This window comes from Chelativorans sp. ZYF759 (assembly GCF_012911015.1).
Taxonomy (GTDB): domain Bacteria; phylum Pseudomonadota; class Alphaproteobacteria; order Rhizobiales; family Rhizobiaceae; genus ZYF759.
Genome location: NZ_WVVV01000011.1, coordinates 37,510 through 53,082, shown reverse-complemented (window position 1 = coordinate 53,082; position 15,573 = coordinate 37,510). Strand labels below are relative to the sequence as shown.

General features: G+C 66.8%; 17 protein-coding genes. 9 read left to right on the top strand and 8 right to left on the bottom strand.

Annotation, left to right across the window (positions count from 1 at the left end):
• Positions 1-32: 32 nt before the first annotated feature.
• Genes GRZ55_RS16860 through GRZ55_RS16840 form a run of 5 tightly spaced genes read left to right on the top strand, consistent with a single transcriptional unit; the run spans position 33 to position 4,554 of the window.
• Complete coding sequence (locus GRZ55_RS16860) at positions 33-821, top strand: ABC transporter ATP-binding protein (protein WP_169288128.1); 789 nt, start codon at positions 33-35, stop codon at positions 819-821.
• Positions 821-1,531 (top strand): ABC transporter ATP-binding protein, encoded by a 711-nt coding sequence (locus GRZ55_RS16855; RefSeq protein ID WP_169288127.1) that lies wholly within the window; start codon positions 821-823, stop codon positions 1,529-1,531. The genes GRZ55_RS16860 and GRZ55_RS16855 overlap by 1 nt, the downstream gene beginning before the upstream one ends.
• 17 nt (positions 1,532-1,548) lie before the next feature.
• A complete protein-coding gene (locus GRZ55_RS16850) occupies positions 1,549-2,745 on the top strand; it encodes a Tm-1-like ATP-binding domain-containing protein (protein ID WP_169288126.1) in 1,197 nt (398 codons plus the stop codon).
• Positions 2,742-3,617 carry a phosphoenolpyruvate hydrolase family protein gene (locus GRZ55_RS16845; protein WP_169288125.1) on the top strand — a complete coding sequence of 292 codons (876 nt, stop codon included), beginning with the start codon at positions 2,742-2,744 and terminating at the stop codon, positions 3,615-3,617. The genes GRZ55_RS16850 and GRZ55_RS16845 overlap by 4 nt, the downstream gene beginning before the upstream one ends.
• 22 nt (positions 3,618-3,639) lie before the next feature.
• Positions 3,640-4,554 (top strand): SRPBCC family protein, encoded by a 915-nt coding sequence (locus GRZ55_RS16840; RefSeq protein WP_169288124.1) that lies wholly within the window; start codon positions 3,640-3,642, stop codon positions 4,552-4,554.
• A 117-nt stretch (positions 4,555-4,671) separates the two neighbouring features.
• Here the strand turns inward: GRZ55_RS16840 and GRZ55_RS16835 are convergent, their stop codons facing one another.
• The 6 genes from GRZ55_RS16835 to GRZ55_RS16810 all read right to left on the bottom strand — a co-directional run bounded on the left by GRZ55_RS16835 (position 4,672) and on the right by GRZ55_RS16810 (position 9,947).
• Positions 4,672-6,048, bottom strand: coding sequence for an MFS transporter (locus GRZ55_RS16835; RefSeq protein WP_169288123.1), 1,377 nt, complete (start codon positions 6,046-6,048; stop codon positions 4,672-4,674).
• Between the two features lie 93 nt (positions 6,049-6,141).
• Entirely contained in the window at positions 6,142-7,386 is a 1,245-nt protein-coding gene (locus GRZ55_RS16830) for a sensor histidine kinase (RefSeq protein WP_368856635.1), read from the bottom strand.
• Positions 7,387-7,396: 10 nt separating this feature from the next.
• Positions 7,397-8,095: a response regulator gene (locus GRZ55_RS16825; protein WP_169288121.1), complete on the bottom strand. Its 699-nt coding sequence runs from the start codon at positions 8,093-8,095 to the stop codon at positions 7,397-7,399.
• A gap of 23 nt (positions 8,096-8,118) precedes the next feature.
• On the bottom strand, positions 8,119-8,643 hold the full coding sequence (locus tag GRZ55_RS16820; RefSeq protein WP_169288120.1) for a Spy/CpxP family protein refolding chaperone: 525 nt from the start codon (positions 8,641-8,643) through the stop codon (positions 8,119-8,121).
• Between the two features lie 129 nt (positions 8,644-8,772).
• The gene (locus tag GRZ55_RS16815) at positions 8,773-9,405 is read right to left on the bottom strand and encodes an NrsF family protein (RefSeq protein WP_169288119.1); all 633 of its coding nucleotides are present in this window, start codon (positions 9,403-9,405) and stop codon (positions 8,773-8,775) included.
• Positions 9,402-9,947, bottom strand: coding sequence for a sigma-70 family RNA polymerase sigma factor (locus GRZ55_RS16810; protein WP_169288118.1), 546 nt, complete (start codon positions 9,945-9,947; stop codon positions 9,402-9,404). Before GRZ55_RS16810 ends, GRZ55_RS16815 begins: the two co-directional genes overlap by 4 nt.
• Before the next feature lie 191 nt (positions 9,948-10,138).
• Between GRZ55_RS16810 and GRZ55_RS16805 the strand changes: the two genes are divergently transcribed.
• From GRZ55_RS16805 to GRZ55_RS16790, 4 genes are all read left to right on the top strand, one after another.
• A complete protein-coding gene (locus GRZ55_RS16805) occupies positions 10,139-10,429 on the top strand; it encodes a DUF2282 domain-containing protein (RefSeq protein ID WP_169288117.1) in 291 nt (96 codons plus the stop codon).
• A 67-nt stretch (positions 10,430-10,496) separates the two neighbouring features.
• A complete protein-coding gene (locus GRZ55_RS16800) occupies positions 10,497-11,360 on the top strand; it encodes a DUF692 family multinuclear iron-containing protein (RefSeq protein ID WP_169288116.1) in 864 nt (287 codons plus the stop codon).
• Complete coding sequence (locus tag GRZ55_RS16795) at positions 11,360-12,139, top strand: DUF2063 domain-containing protein (protein ID WP_169288115.1); 780 nt, start codon at positions 11,360-11,362, stop codon at positions 12,137-12,139. Before GRZ55_RS16800 ends, GRZ55_RS16795 begins: the two co-directional genes overlap by 1 nt.
• Positions 12,136-12,615 (top strand): DoxX family protein, encoded by a 480-nt coding sequence (locus GRZ55_RS16790; protein WP_169288114.1) that lies wholly within the window; start codon positions 12,136-12,138, stop codon positions 12,613-12,615. Before GRZ55_RS16795 ends, GRZ55_RS16790 begins: the two co-directional genes overlap by 4 nt.
• A 39-nt stretch (positions 12,616-12,654) precedes the next feature.
• Here GRZ55_RS16790 and GRZ55_RS16785 read toward each other — a convergent pair whose 3' ends face one another.
• Positions 12,655-13,854: an osmoprotectant NAGGN system M42 family peptidase gene (locus GRZ55_RS16785; protein ID WP_169288113.1), complete on the bottom strand. Its 1,200-nt coding sequence runs from the start codon at positions 13,852-13,854 to the stop codon at positions 12,655-12,657.
• Complete coding sequence (gene ngg / locus GRZ55_RS16780) at positions 13,851-15,569, bottom strand: N-acetylglutaminylglutamine synthetase (RefSeq protein ID WP_246734836.1); 1,719 nt, start codon at positions 15,567-15,569, stop codon at positions 13,851-13,853. Before ngg ends, GRZ55_RS16785 begins: the two co-directional genes overlap by 4 nt.
• Positions 15,570-15,573: the final 4 nt, after the last annotated feature.

The following is a 15,573-nucleotide window of genomic DNA, read 5'->3' as shown; positions in this document are numbered from 1 at the left end:
TCCGGAAGCAGAAGCATTCAACGAACGAGATCATGACGGCCAGCCAACAGTCCAATCCGCCCCCTGCCCCCGATGCGGCCGTGCCCGCATTGCGCCTCGAGCAGGTGGGAAGACGCTTCGGCGCGCTGCAGGCCGTCCGCAATGTGACCTTCGACATCGCCAGGGGCGAGCGGCGCGGCATCATCGGCCCGAACGGCGCCGGCAAGACCACACTCTTCAACACGATCTGCGGCGACTTCCCGCCGACCGAGGGCCGCATCCTGCTCTTCGGCGAGGACATCTCGCGGCTGAAACCGCACCTTCGCGCAAGGCAAGGGATCGGGCGGACCTATCAGACCTCCCTGCTCTTTACCGGGCTGACGGTGTTGGAGAACCTGTTTCTCGCAGTGCGTGGGGCGATGCCGAACCGGCTGTCGCTGCTCAAGCCCGGCGCCGGCGACGCGGCGCTCGCCAAAGCGCGGGATCTCGCCGAGCGGGTGCGCGTCTCCAACATCGCGGCAGAGAAGATCGACACCATCTCGCACGGGCAGCGTCGGCAGGTCGAGGTCGGAATGGCGCTCGCCTCCGATCCGAAACTCCTGATGCTCGACGAGCCAGCCGCGGGCCTTTCGGCCGGCGAACGGCCCGAACTCGTCAAGCTTATCCAGGACCTGCCGCGCGACCTCACCCTCATTCTCATCGAGCACGACATGGAGGTCGCGCTGCCCAATTCCGATATCGTGACCGTCATGAAGGATGGCGAGGTGGTGGTGGAGAACACGCCCGACCGCATCGCCGACGACCCGGTCGTCCAGGCGATCTATCTGGGGGGCGCGCATTGATGTCCGGACGGCTGGAAATCGACGACCTTCACGTCCGCTTCGGGCGGGCGCACATCCTGCAAGGCGTATCGCTCACGCTCGGCAACAAGCCGCTCTCGCTGGTCGGGCGCAACGGGATGGGCAAATCCACGCTCTGCCACGCGATCATGGGCATGGTGGGCACCCATTCGGGCCAGATCCGGCTCGACGACCAGGACCTTGTCGGGCTGAACCCGAACAGGGTGGCGCGCAAGGGGATCGCGCTGGTGCCGCAGGGCCGGCGCATGTTCCCCTCGCTCAGCGTGCACGAGCATTTGACGCTGGTGGCGCGGAAGGGCGACGTGCCGTGGACGATCGAGCGCGTCTACGAGACGTTTCCCCGCCTGGCGGAACGGCGCCGGAACGGCGGCAACCAGCTGTCGGGCGGCGAGCAGCAGATGCTCGCCATCAGCCGGGCGCTGCTGATGAACCCGCGCATCGTCATCATGGACGAGCCTTCCGAGGGCCTCGCCCCGGTCATCGTCGACCACCTGGTCGAGACGCTGAAACAGATCGCTGCGGAAGGCATGGGGGTCTTCCTGGTGGAGCAGAACATGCGCGTGGCGACGGCCGTCTCGGATACCGTTGCGGTGATGGTGACGGGCCGCATCGCCACGACGATGGCGTCGCAGGCGCTCATGGACGACGCTGAGGCGCAGCGGCGCTATCTCGGCGTCAGCCACGGGCATTGAGAAGGGGAGGAACGACATTGTCCAAGGTCTATGTGATCGGTACCTGCGACACGAAGATGGAGGAGCTCTCCTACGCCCGGGACCTGATCGTGAAGGCCGGGGTGGAAGCGGTGCTGGTCGATGTCGGCACGCGGGGGACGGGCGCGGGGGCCGATATCTCCGCCGGGGACATAGCCTCGAGGCATCCCCAGGGGCGGGATGCCGTCCTCGGCGGAAACGATCGCGGCGCGGCGGTCGGCGCCATGGCCAGGGCGCTTGCAATCTGGCTCGCGGAGCGGGGCGATATCGGCGCGGTGCTGGGGCTCGGCGGGTCGGGCAACACGGCACTCGTCACCGAAGCGATGCGCGCGCTGCCCGTCGGCGTGCCGAAGCTCATGGTCTCGACGGTCGCGTCGGGCAATGTCGCGCCCTATGTCGGCCCCAACGACATCGCGATGATGTATTCGGTGACGGACGTCGCCGGCCTCAACGCGATCAGCCGCAAGGTGATCGGCAACGCAGCGCATGCCGCGGCCGGGATGGCCAAATGGGCGGTTCCGGCCGCCACCAGCGACAAGCCCGGCATCGGGATCACGATGTTCGGCGTGACGACCGACTGCGTGACGCAGCTGCGCAGGCTGCTCGACGCCGATTACGAGACCTATGTTTTTCACGCCACCGGCACGGGCGGCCAGTCGATGGAAAAGCTCGCCGATTCGGGCCTCGTCGACGGCATGATCGACGTCACCACAACGGAAGTCGCCGACATGCTGATGGGCGGCGTCTTCGCCTGCACGGAGGACCGCTTCGGCGCGGTGGCGCGGACGCGGCTGCCTTATGTCGGTTCGGTCGGGGCCGTCGACATGGTGAATTTCGGCGCGAAAGAAACGGTGCCGGAGAAATACCGAGGCCGGAACCTCTATGTCCACAACCCGCAGGTGACGCTGATGCGCACCACGGCGGAAGAGAACAAGGCGATCGGCGAATGGATCGCCAGCCGGCTCAACCAGTGCGAAGGCGATATCCGCTTCCTGCTGCCGCTCGGCGGCGTCTCGGCCATCGACGCGCCGGGCATGCCGTTCCACGATCCGGACGCCGACGCAGCGCTTTTTGCCGCCATCCGTGCCACGTTCCGGCAGACCGACAGGCGCCGGCTCATCGAAGTTCCCCACAACATCAACGACGCGGCCTTCGCCGAGCTCCTGGCCCAACAGTTTCGCGAGATAGTCAAATGAACGAGCAATCCCCCTCCAAGCCGCGCGCCGCCGGCCGGCGTAGCCGCCGCCCGGAGCGCAGCCAGCTTCTCGAGCGCTTCCAGGAGATGGCCGCAAAGCGCATTCCCATCATCGGCGGCGGCGCGGGCACGGGGCTGTCGGCCAAATGCGAGGAGGCCGGGGGCATCGACCTCATCGTGATCTACAATTCGGGCCGCTACCGCATGGCCGGCCGGGGGTCGCTGGCAGGCCTGCTGGCCTATGGCAATGCCAACGAGATCGTCATCGACATGGCGCGCGAGGTGCTGCCGGTGGTCGATCACACGCCGGTGCTTGCCGGTGTCAACGGCACCGATCCCTTCGTCATCATGGACCACCATCTCGACAAGCTGAAGGCGCTGGGCTTTGCCGGGGTGCAGAACTTCCCCACAGTGGGCCTGATCGACGGCGTCTTCCGGCAGAACCTGGAAGAGACCGGCATGGGCTTCGGGCACGAGATCGACATGATCCAGATGGCGCATGAAAAGGACATGCTGACGACGCCTTACGTCTTTTCGGCCGACGAGGCGGTGGCGATGGCGGAAGCCGGCGCCGACATATTGGTGCCCCATATGGGCCTGACCACGGGCGGCTCGATCGGGGCGGAGACCGCCCGCACGCTCGATGATTGCGTGCGCGACGTCGACGCCTGGGCGGAAGCGGCGCGCCGCGTGCGCAAGGACATCCTGGTGCTGTGCCACGGGGGGCCGATCGCCAATCCAGAGGATGCCGAATACGTGCTTCGCAATACCGAGCTCTGCAACGGCTTCTACGGCGCCTCCTCGATGGAGCGGCTGCCCACGGAGATCGCGCTCGCCGAACAGACGCGGCGTTTCAAGTCGCTCAGCTTCTGACCAATTTGCCGGGAGGACGAACATGGTACGGGCTTACGCCAGCAGGATCATCGAGGCGCCGGTCGAGGCGGTGTGGGACATGGTGCGCGATTTCAACGCGCTGCCGAAATGGAACCTGGGCATCGTCGACAGCACGATCGAGGACGGGCTTTCGGCCGACGTGGTCGGCTGCGTGCGCAGCTTCCATCTGGGCGACGGTGCCCATGTGCGCGAGCGGCTCCTGTCGCTCGACGACAGCCGATACGCCTTCACCTACAATTTCGAGACGCCGGCCTTCCCGGTGGAGAACTATGTGGCCGGCATGGAACTGATCCCGGTCACCAGCACCGACCAGACCTTCGTGCAATGGTGGGCGGATTTCGACGAAAAGCCCGAGGACAAGGGCAAGTATGTCGACATTGTTTCCAACGCGGTCTTTGCCGCGGGGCTCGAGACGCTGGCCGGCAAGGTGAAGGGACAGGCGGCACCTGACGGCGCCCAGCGCTGGCAGGGACTGCGACCGGCCAAGGTCTTCACCTCCAGCGTGATCGGCGGACCGGTGGACAAGGTCTGGGCGAAGATGCGCGACTTTGCCGGCATGGGCGGCTGGCACGACGACATCACCAAGATGCACATGATCGACGGCGTGCGCTCCGACAAGGTGTCGGGCGTGCGCGATTTCCTGTTCGGCGACGGCGCGCTGTGGGAGCAGCTGACCTATCTCTCCGACAGCGAGCACGCCTTCCGCTACCGGATCCTGAAAAGCCCGATGCCCTGGCTCAACTACCATGCCGGCGCCAGGCTCTATCCGGTGACGGACACCAATCGCAGCTTCGCTGTCTGGACGGCGGACTGGACGGCCTCGCCGCAGGACGATCTGGAGCTCATTCCAAACGTGCACGACAACGTCTTCCAGAAGGCCTTCGACACGCTCGACCAGCGTTTCTTCGGAGGCTGATCCCCGTAGCCGGGATGCCGGCGGCCACCGATCTTCCCAGCGACGAGGCGTCGTTTCCCGCGCCTGGGCCGATTTCGTGCGGCGGGCTTCCTCACTCGATCCTCCCCGCAAGGGGCATCAGGCGGGTGCGGCGCGCTGGGTCCAGTAGGCCTCGTCCTCGCCTTCCGGCTTGACCCACAAGAGGAGCGCCAGCCCGACCAGGAAAAGCAGGATCAGCGGGGTCACGCCCAGCCGCTGGTCGGCGGTGATCGTGGTCGCCAGCGCGATGAGACCGGGCGCCAGGAAGGACGTGACCTTGCCCGACAGCGCATAGAGGCCGAATGCCTCCGTCATGCGGTCGGGATTGGCCTGGCGGACCATCATGGTGCGCGAGGCCGCCTGCAGCGCACCGCCGCTGGCGCCGATCGCCGCGCCGCAGATGTAGAAAACGATGTCGGGCAGGGACGAAGCGGCGGCGACCGGCACCAGGAAGACCATGGTGCGGTCGGTGGTGACGATGGCCGTACAGACCGCGATGAGCGCCAGGATGCAGGTCACGATGACGGGCTTGGGGCCGAAACGGCGGTCGGCACGGCCGCCGATCCAGCAGCCGATGGCGCCCACCAGCGCCGCGAGGATGCCGAAGATGCCGATCTGCACGATCGACCAACCGAGCACGCCGGCCGCGTAGATGCCGCCGAATGTGTAAATGCCGTTGAGCGCGTCGCGGTAGAACATGGACGAGCCGAGATAGGCCAGCAGGCTCGGATGTCGGGGCAGACCGCGCAACGTCCGGCCCAGATCGCGCAGGCCCTTGGCGATGGCGCCCTTCGCCTGGGTGCTGCGGGGCACGCCGGTCTCCGGCACCCACAGGAAGAAGGGAATGACGAAGATGGCATACCACAGCGCGGTGAACGGGCCGACGGCACGCGTGCCCTCGCGCATGGCCGGATCGAGGCCGAAGATCGGCTCGATGCCGATCAGCGTGACCCCGGTCTCGTTTTCGGCCAACAGAAGCAGCATGATGACCAGCGCCACGAGGCCACCGACATAACCAAAGGCCCAGCCGGAGCCCGAGATGCGCCCGATCTCCTCGCGATTGCCAAGCGAGGGCAGGATGGAATTCGTGAAGACGATCCCGAACTCAAGCCCCACAATGCCGATGGCGAAGGCGACGAGCACAAACAGGATGGTCGACGTCGACGCATCCGGCACGGCCCACCACAGGGCGAAGCTGCCCGCGACATAGAGCAGCGACCAGAACAGTATCCACGGCCGCTTGCGCCCCGCACTGTCGGCGATGCCGCCCAGGACCGGCGCCGCAAGCGCGATCATGACGCCCGATATCGACATCATCCAGCCGAACATGGCCTGGCCGGTCACCGGATCGGGCGCGACCGCAGACGCAAAATAGGGAGCGAAGATGAAGGTCAGAAGCAAGGTATTGTAAGGCTGGTTGGCCCAGTCGAACCACCACCAGCCCCATATCTGCCGGCTCTTTTCTGCTGCGGCCATTCGCGCCTTCCGGTTACCGTGCGGCACCATCCGCCAGTTTGATGACAAAGTCGAGACGGAAGCGGCCCACCCTCTTGGGCGCGGGATTCTCGGTCAGGATCGGGAAGGCACGGCCGGCAGATCGACCACGAACAGGGCACCTCTCCCCGGGCCCGCCTCGCAGGACGCCGTGCCGCCGTGGCGCTCGGCGATCTGACGCACCAGCGCGAGGCCCAGCCCCCAGCCGCCAGCGCTCTCGGACCTGCCGGAAGGGCGATAGAATGCCTCGAAAACGCGGTCGCGTTCGTTTTCGGGCACGCCCGGGCCGTGATCGCGCACACTCAGCCTGGCGCGCGACGCGACTGCCTCGACCTCGATCGTGACCGGGGGCGCCCCGTGGCGCTCGGCATTGAGGACGAGGTTACGCACCAGCCGAGCGAGCAGCCTCGGGTCGCCCTCGACCCAGACGCTTTTTCCCTCGACCGCAAGGCCGTGCAGGGCTGCCTCCTCCGCCACGAGTGCAAGCAGGTCCAGCGTCTCGGTCTCATCGAGATCGCGGATATGATCCAGACGGCTGGCGAGCAGGATTTCCTCCACCAGCGCGTCGAGTTCGCCCAGGCTGCGGACAATCTCGGCCCGGCGCACGGCATCGGCATTTTCGGGCAGAAGATCGACCGCCATGCGAAGCCGCGCCAGCGGGGAGCGCAATTCGTGGCTGGCATTGGCGAGAAGCGCGCGGTGGGAGGCGACCAGGCGCTCGATCTCCTCGGCCGCCTGATTGAAACTGGATGCCACGGCGGCAATCTCATCCCGGCCCTCGACCTGCACGCGGGTGATGAGCGCACCCGTGCCGAAAGCCTCGACGCCGCGGCGCAGCCGCTCCAGTCGGCCGGTCAGATGGCGCACGATCGGCCAGGCGGCGATGCCGATGGCGGTGGCGACCAGGGCAAGAAGAACAAGGAAGCGCGTTCGCTGCGGCTGGAAGGGCTGGTCGAACCTGGCGGCCAGCACCCGATCGCCCGGCAGGTCGAACAGATGAAGCCTGCCGCCTTCGCCGCGGCCCCAGCCCCGCCTTTCGAGACCCTCGGCGTCGATGGGGGCGCCCGCCGCTGCGATCATCGTCCCGTCGGCGGCGAAGATGGCGATGTCGGCGGCCGTGCCGGCCTGCAGCCGCTCGATCGTCGCGGCGAGTTCCTGCGGCCCGTCTTCGGCGGGAAACATGGTCACGAGGACGCGGTCGCGCCAGGCGCCCCAATCTGCGTCCGGGCTGGTGCCGACATAGGCGGCCAGGGCAACGGTGATGGCCACCGCGGCGAGGCTGCCGAGGATGGTGAGATAGACCTTCCAGAAGAGGCTCACGCGCACGGGTTCATGCCCCATCCTGGTTGCGGGCGAATACATAGCCGGCCCCGCGCACGGTGATCAGCCGCCTGGGGCTTTTCGGGTCGGCCTCGATGGCGGAGCGGATGCGCGAGACGTGGACATCGATCGAGCGGTCGAAGGCCGCCAGTTCCTCGCCGCGCACGAGGTCCATGAGACGGTCGCGGCTCAGCACGCGGCCGGCATTTTCGGCCAGCGCGACCAGGAGATCGAACTGGTGGCTGGTGAGCGGGCGCTCTTCGCCGTCGAGCCTGACGGCGCGCGAGCCGCGGTCGATCTCCAGCCGGCCGAAACGCAGGATGTCGGCGGCCGGCTCCTCGCGGCGGCGGCCGCGCCTGAGGATGGCCTTGAGGCGGGCCTGAAGCTCGCGCGGGCTGAAGGGTTTCGGCAGATAGTCGTCGGCGCCGATTTCCAGCCCGACGATGCGGTCGGTCTCGTCGCCCCGGGCCGTCAGCATGAGGACCGGCACGTCGGACGTGGCGCGGATCCTGCGGCAGATCTCGAAGCCGTCGAGATCTGGCAGCATGATGTCTAGAATGACGGCATCGGCTCCCACGGCGGCGAGATCGGCGAGGCCCGAGGCGCCATCGCCCGCCGCGCGCGCCGAGAAACCGGCGCCGGCAAGATAGTCGACAAGCATGGCGGACAGGCGGGTGTCGTCGTCGATGATCAGCACCCTGCCTGCCATGCCCTGCCCTCCGACATCATCGCCTAGCGGCGACCGTGCCAGCGACGCTCCTCGAATTTCTCGACAAGCGCAACCCGCTGTTCGGGGGTCAGCACTTCGGCGGCCTCGATGAAGGCTTCCGTCATGCGCCGCGAGGCCTCGTCGATCGCCTCGACACGCTCTGAACGCATGCGTTCGGCGGCGGCGCGGTCGATCCGGGGCTGGGAGATGAGGGATGCCAGCTCGTCGCGGAAAGCGTGGAAGTCGGCTTTGGCCGGCATCAGATCGTCGCGCGCGGCCTCGAAGATGTCGCGCAGCCGGTCAGCCTGCTCGTCGCTCGCCTCGATCTCGGTCATCATCCGGTCAAACCTCCGTTCTGCAAATCCCATTCCGCCCGAGCCCATGGCCACATGCATGGCCGGTCCATAGAAGGTCGAGGCACCGTTGGTCGCCGCGGCCGCACCGACGCCCATGGCCACCACGGCAATCGCGCCGGCAATGGCCACACGCCGCCATGGGGAGGCGCCGCGGGGGGCCTTGTTGGCGTTGTCCTGATCGAATTCGTTCATCTGTCCTGCTCCGTGTTCCGGCGGTCCAGTGACCGTCATGGGAGCAGATTAGGTGACGCGCGTTTCAGCGCTTCGCGGCGAATGTAAAGTTGTGTGAAGTTGCCTTCACGCCTCGCTGGTCGGGGCCGCCTACCAGCGCAGAACGAACCGGCCGCCAAGCGCGCCGAGCAGGGCCAGCAGCAGGATGGCCAGGCTGTACCAGGTCGCCACGAAGAGCGGCGAATCGTCGGGGCAGTAGGCGGCGTAGAAGATGGCGGCCAGTCCCCCTGCGCAGATGCCGGCCACGGCCCCCGCCAGAACGGGCCGGGTCGGAGCGCCGGCGTTAAGGGCGGCCAGCATGGCGGCCAGCGGCAAGATGCCGAGCAGCGGGATCAGCGCCAGGCAATAAATGGCGTTGGTGCCGACCAGAGACGATATCCATTGTCCCGACGACAGGGCGACCAGTTCCAGCACGATCGCGACGAGAACGAGGGCTGGCGCCGCCAGCATGATCGGCCAGGCCGGACGCTTGCCCGGACGGGCCAGTGCGCGCAGGACCGGCACCGCCGAGGCGAAGAGGACGGCGGTGACGACGAATTTGAACAGGAAGCGGGTTGTTTCGAGCGCCTGCCCGATGTCGGGCCTCGGTCCCAGGACGGCGAAGAAGATGGCGCCCGCCGCGAGCACCGCTCCCGTCAGGGCGGCCAGCCAGACGCGCGGCATCGACACGGGCGGCCTGCCCGCGCCGGCGGAAATCGCCCTGATGAGTTCTTCGGTCTTCATGTGCCCGTCTTTCCGATTGCACGCGCGATCGCCGCCAGTCCCCTGTGCAGCGCGACGCGAACCGCATTTTCCTTCATGCCGAGCCGGCTCGCCGCTTCGGCCACCGAATGGCCTTCGAGACTGATCGCCGAGACGACCTGGCGCTGACCGTCGGTCAGGCAGCCAAGCGCCCGCTCGAGGTCGCGCGCGTGCATCACGGGCGCTTCTTCGCCAGCGAGGCTCTCGGCGAAATCCTCGATGTCGACCGTGACGACGCGACCCTGGCGTCGAAAGGCATCGACCATCTTGTAGCGCGCGATGGCGTGGACCCACGGGCCCACCGGGGCATCCTCCCGCCATGTATGTCGCTTCAGGTGAATGGCCAACAAAGTCTCCTGTACGATGTCCTCCGGATCGCTCCCGGGGAGCTGGCCCAGCCGGCTGCGCGCCACGGCACGCACGATCGCCGCCACCTCCTGCAGGAAGCGGGCATAGGCCGGCTCGTCACCGCGCAACGCCTGGCGCAGCAGTCCCGCAAGCCTTGCGTCGGTTTCCGGCAACAAGTCCCATCTCCCATTCGTCGTGCGAGGGTCGATCGTTACAGAAGGGAGTGGCTCCCTCGCGACTGCTTCGCATTCACGACGCGATCACAAGAGCGTGTACGACTGCGCGCGCTGTAACAAACGCACGCTTCCTTCGAATTCCAACCCAGGAGCCGATATCCGGCTTCTGTCAACATGGAGGAAGTCCCGTCATGAATCGTCAAGTCCTTTCGCTCGCGCTTGCCACCTCGCTTGCCGCCGGTTTCGGGGTAGCTGCCTCGGACCAGGCCACCGCCCAGGACATGGAGAAGTGCTACGGGGTGTCGCTCGCCGGGCAGAACGACTGCGCGGCCGGCCCCGGCACCACCTGCTCGGGCACGTCGACCGTCGACTATCAGGGCAATGCCTGGACACTCGTCCCGGCGGGCACCTGCGAAGAGATGGAGCTCCCGGGCGACCGCATGGGCAGCCTCAAGGAACTCGATCGCGATCTTCCGTCCTGACCTCCAGGACTGCCGGGGCGTCCTCACGGATGCCCCGGCCTTTTTCGCGCATTCGAAGGAGGAGCCCATGTCGACCGCCCCCACCCTGCCCGCCAGCGCCGGCCTCGGCCTGAAGCCGGAGCATTATGGCGAGATCCTTTCCAGCATGCCGGCGATCGGCTTTTTCGAGGTTCATGCGGAAAATTACATGGGCGATGGCGGCCCGCCGCACCGCTACCTGTCGGCGATCGCCGAGCACTATCCGCTCTCGCTGCACGGGGTCGGCCTTTCGATCGGCGGAAGCGGGCCGATCAGCAGGGATCATCTCGCCCGCCTCAGGCGTCTCGTGGAGCGCTACCGCCCCGCTTCCTTATCGGAACATCTGGCCTGGTCCACGCACGAAAGTGCCTATTTCAACGATCTGCTGCCGCTGCCTTACACGCCCGGGACACTCGACTGCGTCTGCGCGCATGTGGCCGAGGTGCAGGATGCGCTCGGCATACGCATGCTTCTCGAAAACCCGTCCACCTATCTGCTCTTCGAGGACAGCACGATCGACGAGATCGACTACCTGGCCGCCATTTCGGATCGCACCGGTTGCGGCCTTCTGCTCGACGTCAACAATGTCATGGTCTCGGCGATCAACCACCGGCTCGATCCGCATGACTACATAAGGCGTTTTCCGGTCGGGAAGGTCGGCGAAATCCACCTGGCCGGCTATGACGAGACCCATGACGAAGCCGGCGAGCGGCTTGCCATCGACGCGCATGCCAGCGCCGTGCGGCCGGACGTCTTCGATCTCTACCAGTTCACGATCGCTCGCACGGGACCCGTCGCGACGCTGGTCGAATGGGACAATGATGTCCCGGACTTCGCGACGCTGAAGGCGGAGGCCGATCGTGTCGAAGCCGCGCTCGCGCATCTGCGCCCCGGCCAGCGGAGGGTGGCGTGATGGATGCGCAGGCTGTCGAGAACCGTTTCGCCGAAGCGCTGGCCGATCCCGCCCGCCCGGTCCCCGCCGGCCTGACCAGCGCGCGCGGGGAGGCCGACCGGCTGCGCTTCGCCGTCTACCGCAACAATGTGCATGTCAGCCTGGTCGAGGCGTTGGCGAAGACGTTTCCGGTCACCCGGCGTGTCGTGGGCGAGGGGTTCTTTCGTGCCATGGCGCGCGCCTATGTGGCCGACCACAAGCCGGACAGTCCCGTGCTGAGCCGGTATGGAGAAAGCCTTGCGGATTTCGTCGCCGGCTTTCCGCCCGCCGCCGGGCTCGCCTATCTGCCCGATCTCACGCGGCTCGAATATGCCTGGCTGCAGGCCTATCACGCGGCAGAAGCCCCGCCCCTCGGCGCCCGGGATCTGGGCAATCTTGCACCGGACGCACTGCTCGAGCGACGGCTGGTGCCGCATCCGGCCACGCGGCTGGTCGAATCGGCATTCGCGATCGGCTCCATCTGGTCCGCGCATCAAGAAGACAATGTCACGCGCATGTCCATCGGGCATCCCGAAAGCGTGCTCCTGACCCGACCGCATGCCGAGTTGCACGCAACGGTGCTGCCCACGGTCGACACGCCTTTCGTTCAGCGCCTCCTCGACGGGGCCAGCATCGGCGAGGCCGGCACGCATGCGCTCCAATGCGACGGCGCCTTCGACCTGGCCCGCGCGCTGACCGGGTTGCTGGCGCTCGGCGCATTCCAGCGCTTGCCCGCGCATTCGGAGGAGAACCCGACATGAACGCCATCACCCGGGAAACCGTACATCTCATCCACAGAACCGACGGGCTGCTCGCGGCAATCCCCGCCTCGCTTGCGCTCCTGGCCCTCAGGATCGCGCTGGCGATCCCCTTCTTCCGGTCCGGGCTGACCAAATGGGACGGCTTCCTCAGCGTCTCGCCGGGAACGCAGTTCCTCTTCGCCAACGAGTTCAAGCTGCATATTTTCGGGCAGGCCTATGCCTATCCGTTCCCGCTGCTGATGGCCTGGGGAGCCTCGATCGGAGAGATCATCCTGCCGATCCTGCTGGTGATCGGCCTGTTCACGCGGCTGTCCGCGCTGGGGCTTCTCTTCATGACGATCATCATCCAGCTGACCATTCCCGCCGCATGGGCGAATTTCCATCTGCCCTGGGGGGCCATGGCGCTGGCGCTCGTGGTCTATGGCGGGGGACGGCTCGCGGTGGACGGCTGGCTGCTTTCGGCACCGCGGCGCTGAGGGCGCGAAGCCCGGCCAGCGCCGCGCCCGCGACGTGGCTCAGTTCTCTCGCCGCGGGGGCTCGTGTTCCTGGATCAGCGCTTCCGGGTCGAAATCCGTCTGGTCGGCCTGCTCGGTCGGCTGTTCGGGGAAACCCTTGATGCCCGGCGTCATGTCGCGCACGTCGCGCTCGATCTCCAGCGGGCTGACCACATATTCGGTGATCAGCTCGGCGATCGATGTCAGCGCATGGACGTGGATGCGCTCGTAGCCATGCGAGGCGTCGATGCCGAAGGCGACGAGGGCGGTACGCACATCGTGACCGGCCTCGATGGCCGACGCCGAATCGGAGCGGTAGTAGCGGAAGATGTCCTTCTGGTAGGGGATATCGTTCTCGCGGCAGAGTTCCACCAGCTTGCGGGTGAGATGGTAGTCGAACGGACCGGCCTGATCGGCCATGGCGATGGTGGCGCCGAACTCGGCCGAATTCTGGCCGGGCGCGGTGGTGCCGTTGTCGATCGTCACCATGGAGGCGACCTCCGGCATCAGCACGGAGGCGGCTCCCACCCCCACTTCCTCGGCGATGGTGAAGAGCCAGTGGACGTCGACCGGCATGCGCGCGCCGCTGTCTTCGAGCGCCTTCAGTGCCGCCAGCATGATCGCCACGCCCGCCTTGTCGTCGAGATGGCGCGAGACGATGAAGCCGTTTTCGAGGAATTCGGGCTGCGCGTCGACGGCGACGAAATCACCCACATCGATGCCGAGCGCGTAGGTCTCCTCGCGCGACAGCGTGGCCGCGTCGATGCGCAACTCGACATGGCGCCAGCCGATGGGCTGGGAATCGATCTCGTCGTTGAAGGTGTGGCCCGAGGCCTTGAGCGGCAGGATCGAACCGCGATAGGCGCCGAATTCGGTGTAGATCGTCACACGCGCGCCCTCGGCGAAGCGGGCCGACCAATGGCCGATGGGAACGAGCTCGAGCCGTCCGTTCTCCTTGATGCGCTTGACCTGCGCGCCCAGCGTGTCGAGATGCCCGATGACCGCGCGCGCACCACGGCGCCGGCTGCCCTGGCGGATGGCACGGATGGCGCCACGCCGCGTCAATTCGGCGGTCATGCCCAGACGTTCGAGTTCCTCGGTGCAGTGGCGCACCACCTTGTCGGTGTAGCCCGTGGGGCTGCCGATCTCCAGCAGCGCCTTCAGCTGCGCGAGCAGATAGTCCTGATCAATCTTCAATTTGCGCGACTTTCCCCGTGTCATCGCTTCGACAGCGCCCTTTCCGCCGATTTCTGACCCGAAAGCGGGAATAGCAGATCGACGAAGCGCTCCGCCGTGGGCTGCGGCTCGTGATTGGCCAGCCCCGGACGTTCATTGGCTTCGATGAAAACATAATCGGGCAGGCTTGGCGACCGCACGATGAAATCTATCCCCACAACGGGAATGTCGATGGCCCGCGAGGCCTTGCAGGCGGCTTCCACCAGCCTGGGATGCACTTCCGCGGTGACGTCATGGATCGAGCCGCCCGTGTGCAGGTTCGCGGCCTTGCGCACCATCAGTTCGCGCCCGGATTCCAGCACGTCGTCGAGGCCGAAGCCGGCGCCAGCGACGCAGCGTTCGGTCTCGCCGTCGATGGGAATGTGGCTCTCGCCGCCGGTGGCCGCGGCCCGCCTGCGCGACTGTGCCTCGATCAGGTCGCGGATCGTCTTCTGACCGTCGCCCACCACATGGGGCGGCCGCCGGACGGCCGCCGCGACGAGGCGGTGATCGATCACGATGAGGCGCAAATCCTCGCCCTCGAAACAGGACTCGACCAGCACGCGGTCGCATATTTCGCGGGCCACCTCGATGGCTTTCTCGGTGGATTCGACGGTGTCGAGCCCAACGGCCACGCCCCTGCCCTGTTCGCCGCGGGCCGGCTTGACGACCACCTTGCCGTGCTTATTCAGGAATGCCTCCAGGGCCGACCGGTCATCGACCGCTTCCATTTGTTCGGGAACGGACAGGCCGGCGCGTTCCATGGCGCGGCGCGTGACCGCCTTGTCGTCGCAGATCGACATGGCGACGGCCGACGTCAGTTCAGACAGGCTCTCGCGGCAATGGACGGAGCGGCCGCCATAAGAGAGGCGGAAGAAGCCGCCCTCGGCATCCGTCACCTCGACATGGACGCCGCGCCGGCGCGCCTCGTCGACGATCAGGCGGGCATAGGGATTGAGGCCGTCATAACCTTCGATGGGGCTGGCGAAGAGCTTCTCGTTGATCGGGTTCTTGCGCTTGACCGCGAAGACCGGGACGCGGCGGAAGCCGAGCTTCTCGTAGAGCGCGATCGCCTGTCCGTTGTCATGCATGACCGACAGGTCCATGAAGGCGGCGCCGCGGGCCTGGAAATGCTCGGCTAGCCGGCGCACGAGCATTTCGCCGATGCCGGGATGGCGGGCCTGCGGGTCGACCGCCAGGCACCACAGCGAGGAGCCGTGCTCGGGATCCTGGAAGGCGCGGCTGTGGTCGATGCCGGTGACAGTGCCGATGATCTCGCCGCTGGCGATGTCTTCGGCCACGAAATAGGTGATCGCGCGGTTGTCCCTGTTCGACCAGAAGATGTCGGGACGCACCGTGACCATGCCGCGCGAAGCGTAGATGGTGTTGACGCCCTGGGCATCGGCTTCCGAAGACAGCCTGCGGATGAAATAGCCCTTAGGCTGGCGCCGCCCGGCCCGATAGGTGGACAGCTCGAGCCGGAACGTATGGGAGGGGTCGAGAAAGAGCTCCTGCTGGGCGAGCGCCAGCAGTACATGCGGGTCGCGCACGTAGAAGGCGATGTCGCGGCGTTCCGGGCCTTCCTGGCGCAGCGCCTCGACCAGCTTCTGGTTGGTCTCGTAGGTCTGGGAAAACAGCAATCGTCCCCAGCCGCAATCGACGGCGACATCGGTGGATTGCGGCTCCACGCCGGTCTCGTGCATGTCGATGCGCGGCTTCATCGAT

Coding starts and splice junctions, on each gene's coding strand:
- GRZ55_RS16790 (WP_169288114.1), top strand. CDS start 12,136: ATGAACGCCATCACCCGGGAAACCGTACATCTCATCCACAGAACCGAC.
- GRZ55_RS16825 (WP_169288121.1), bottom strand. CDS start 8,095: ATGGCAGGCAGGGTGCTGATCATCGACGACGACACCCGCCTGTCCGCC.
- ngg (WP_246734836.1), bottom strand. CDS start 15,569: ATGAAGCCGCGCATCGACATGCACGAGACCGGCGTGGAGCCGCAATCC.
- GRZ55_RS16845 (WP_169288125.1), top strand. CDS start 2,742: ATGAACGAGCAATCCCCCTCCAAGCCGCGCGCCGCCGGCCGGCGTAGC.
- GRZ55_RS16860 (WP_169288128.1), top strand. CDS start 33: ATGACGGCCAGCCAACAGTCCAATCCGCCCCCTGCCCCCGATGCGGCC.
- GRZ55_RS16785 (WP_169288113.1), bottom strand. CDS start 13,854: ATGACACGGGGAAAGTCGCGCAAATTGAAGATTGATCAGGACTATCTG.
- GRZ55_RS16815 (WP_169288119.1), bottom strand. CDS start 9,405: ATGAAGACCGAAGAACTCATCAGGGCGATTTCCGCCGGCGCGGGCAGG.
- GRZ55_RS16835 (WP_169288123.1), bottom strand. CDS start 6,048: ATGGCCGCAGCAGAAAAGAGCCGGCAGATATGGGGCTGGTGGTGGTTC.
- GRZ55_RS16805 (WP_169288117.1), top strand. CDS start 10,139: ATGAATCGTCAAGTCCTTTCGCTCGCGCTTGCCACCTCGCTTGCCGCC.
- GRZ55_RS16800 (WP_169288116.1), top strand. CDS start 10,497: ATGTCGACCGCCCCCACCCTGCCCGCCAGCGCCGGCCTCGGCCTGAAG.
- GRZ55_RS16820 (WP_169288120.1), bottom strand. CDS start 8,643: ATGAACGAATTCGATCAGGACAACGCCAACAAGGCCCCCCGCGGCGCC.
- GRZ55_RS16840 (WP_169288124.1), top strand. CDS start 3,640: ATGGTACGGGCTTACGCCAGCAGGATCATCGAGGCGCCGGTCGAGGCG.
- GRZ55_RS16855 (WP_169288127.1), top strand. CDS start 821: ATGTCCGGACGGCTGGAAATCGACGACCTTCACGTCCGCTTCGGGCGG.
- GRZ55_RS16795 (WP_169288115.1), top strand. CDS start 11,360: ATGGATGCGCAGGCTGTCGAGAACCGTTTCGCCGAAGCGCTGGCCGAT.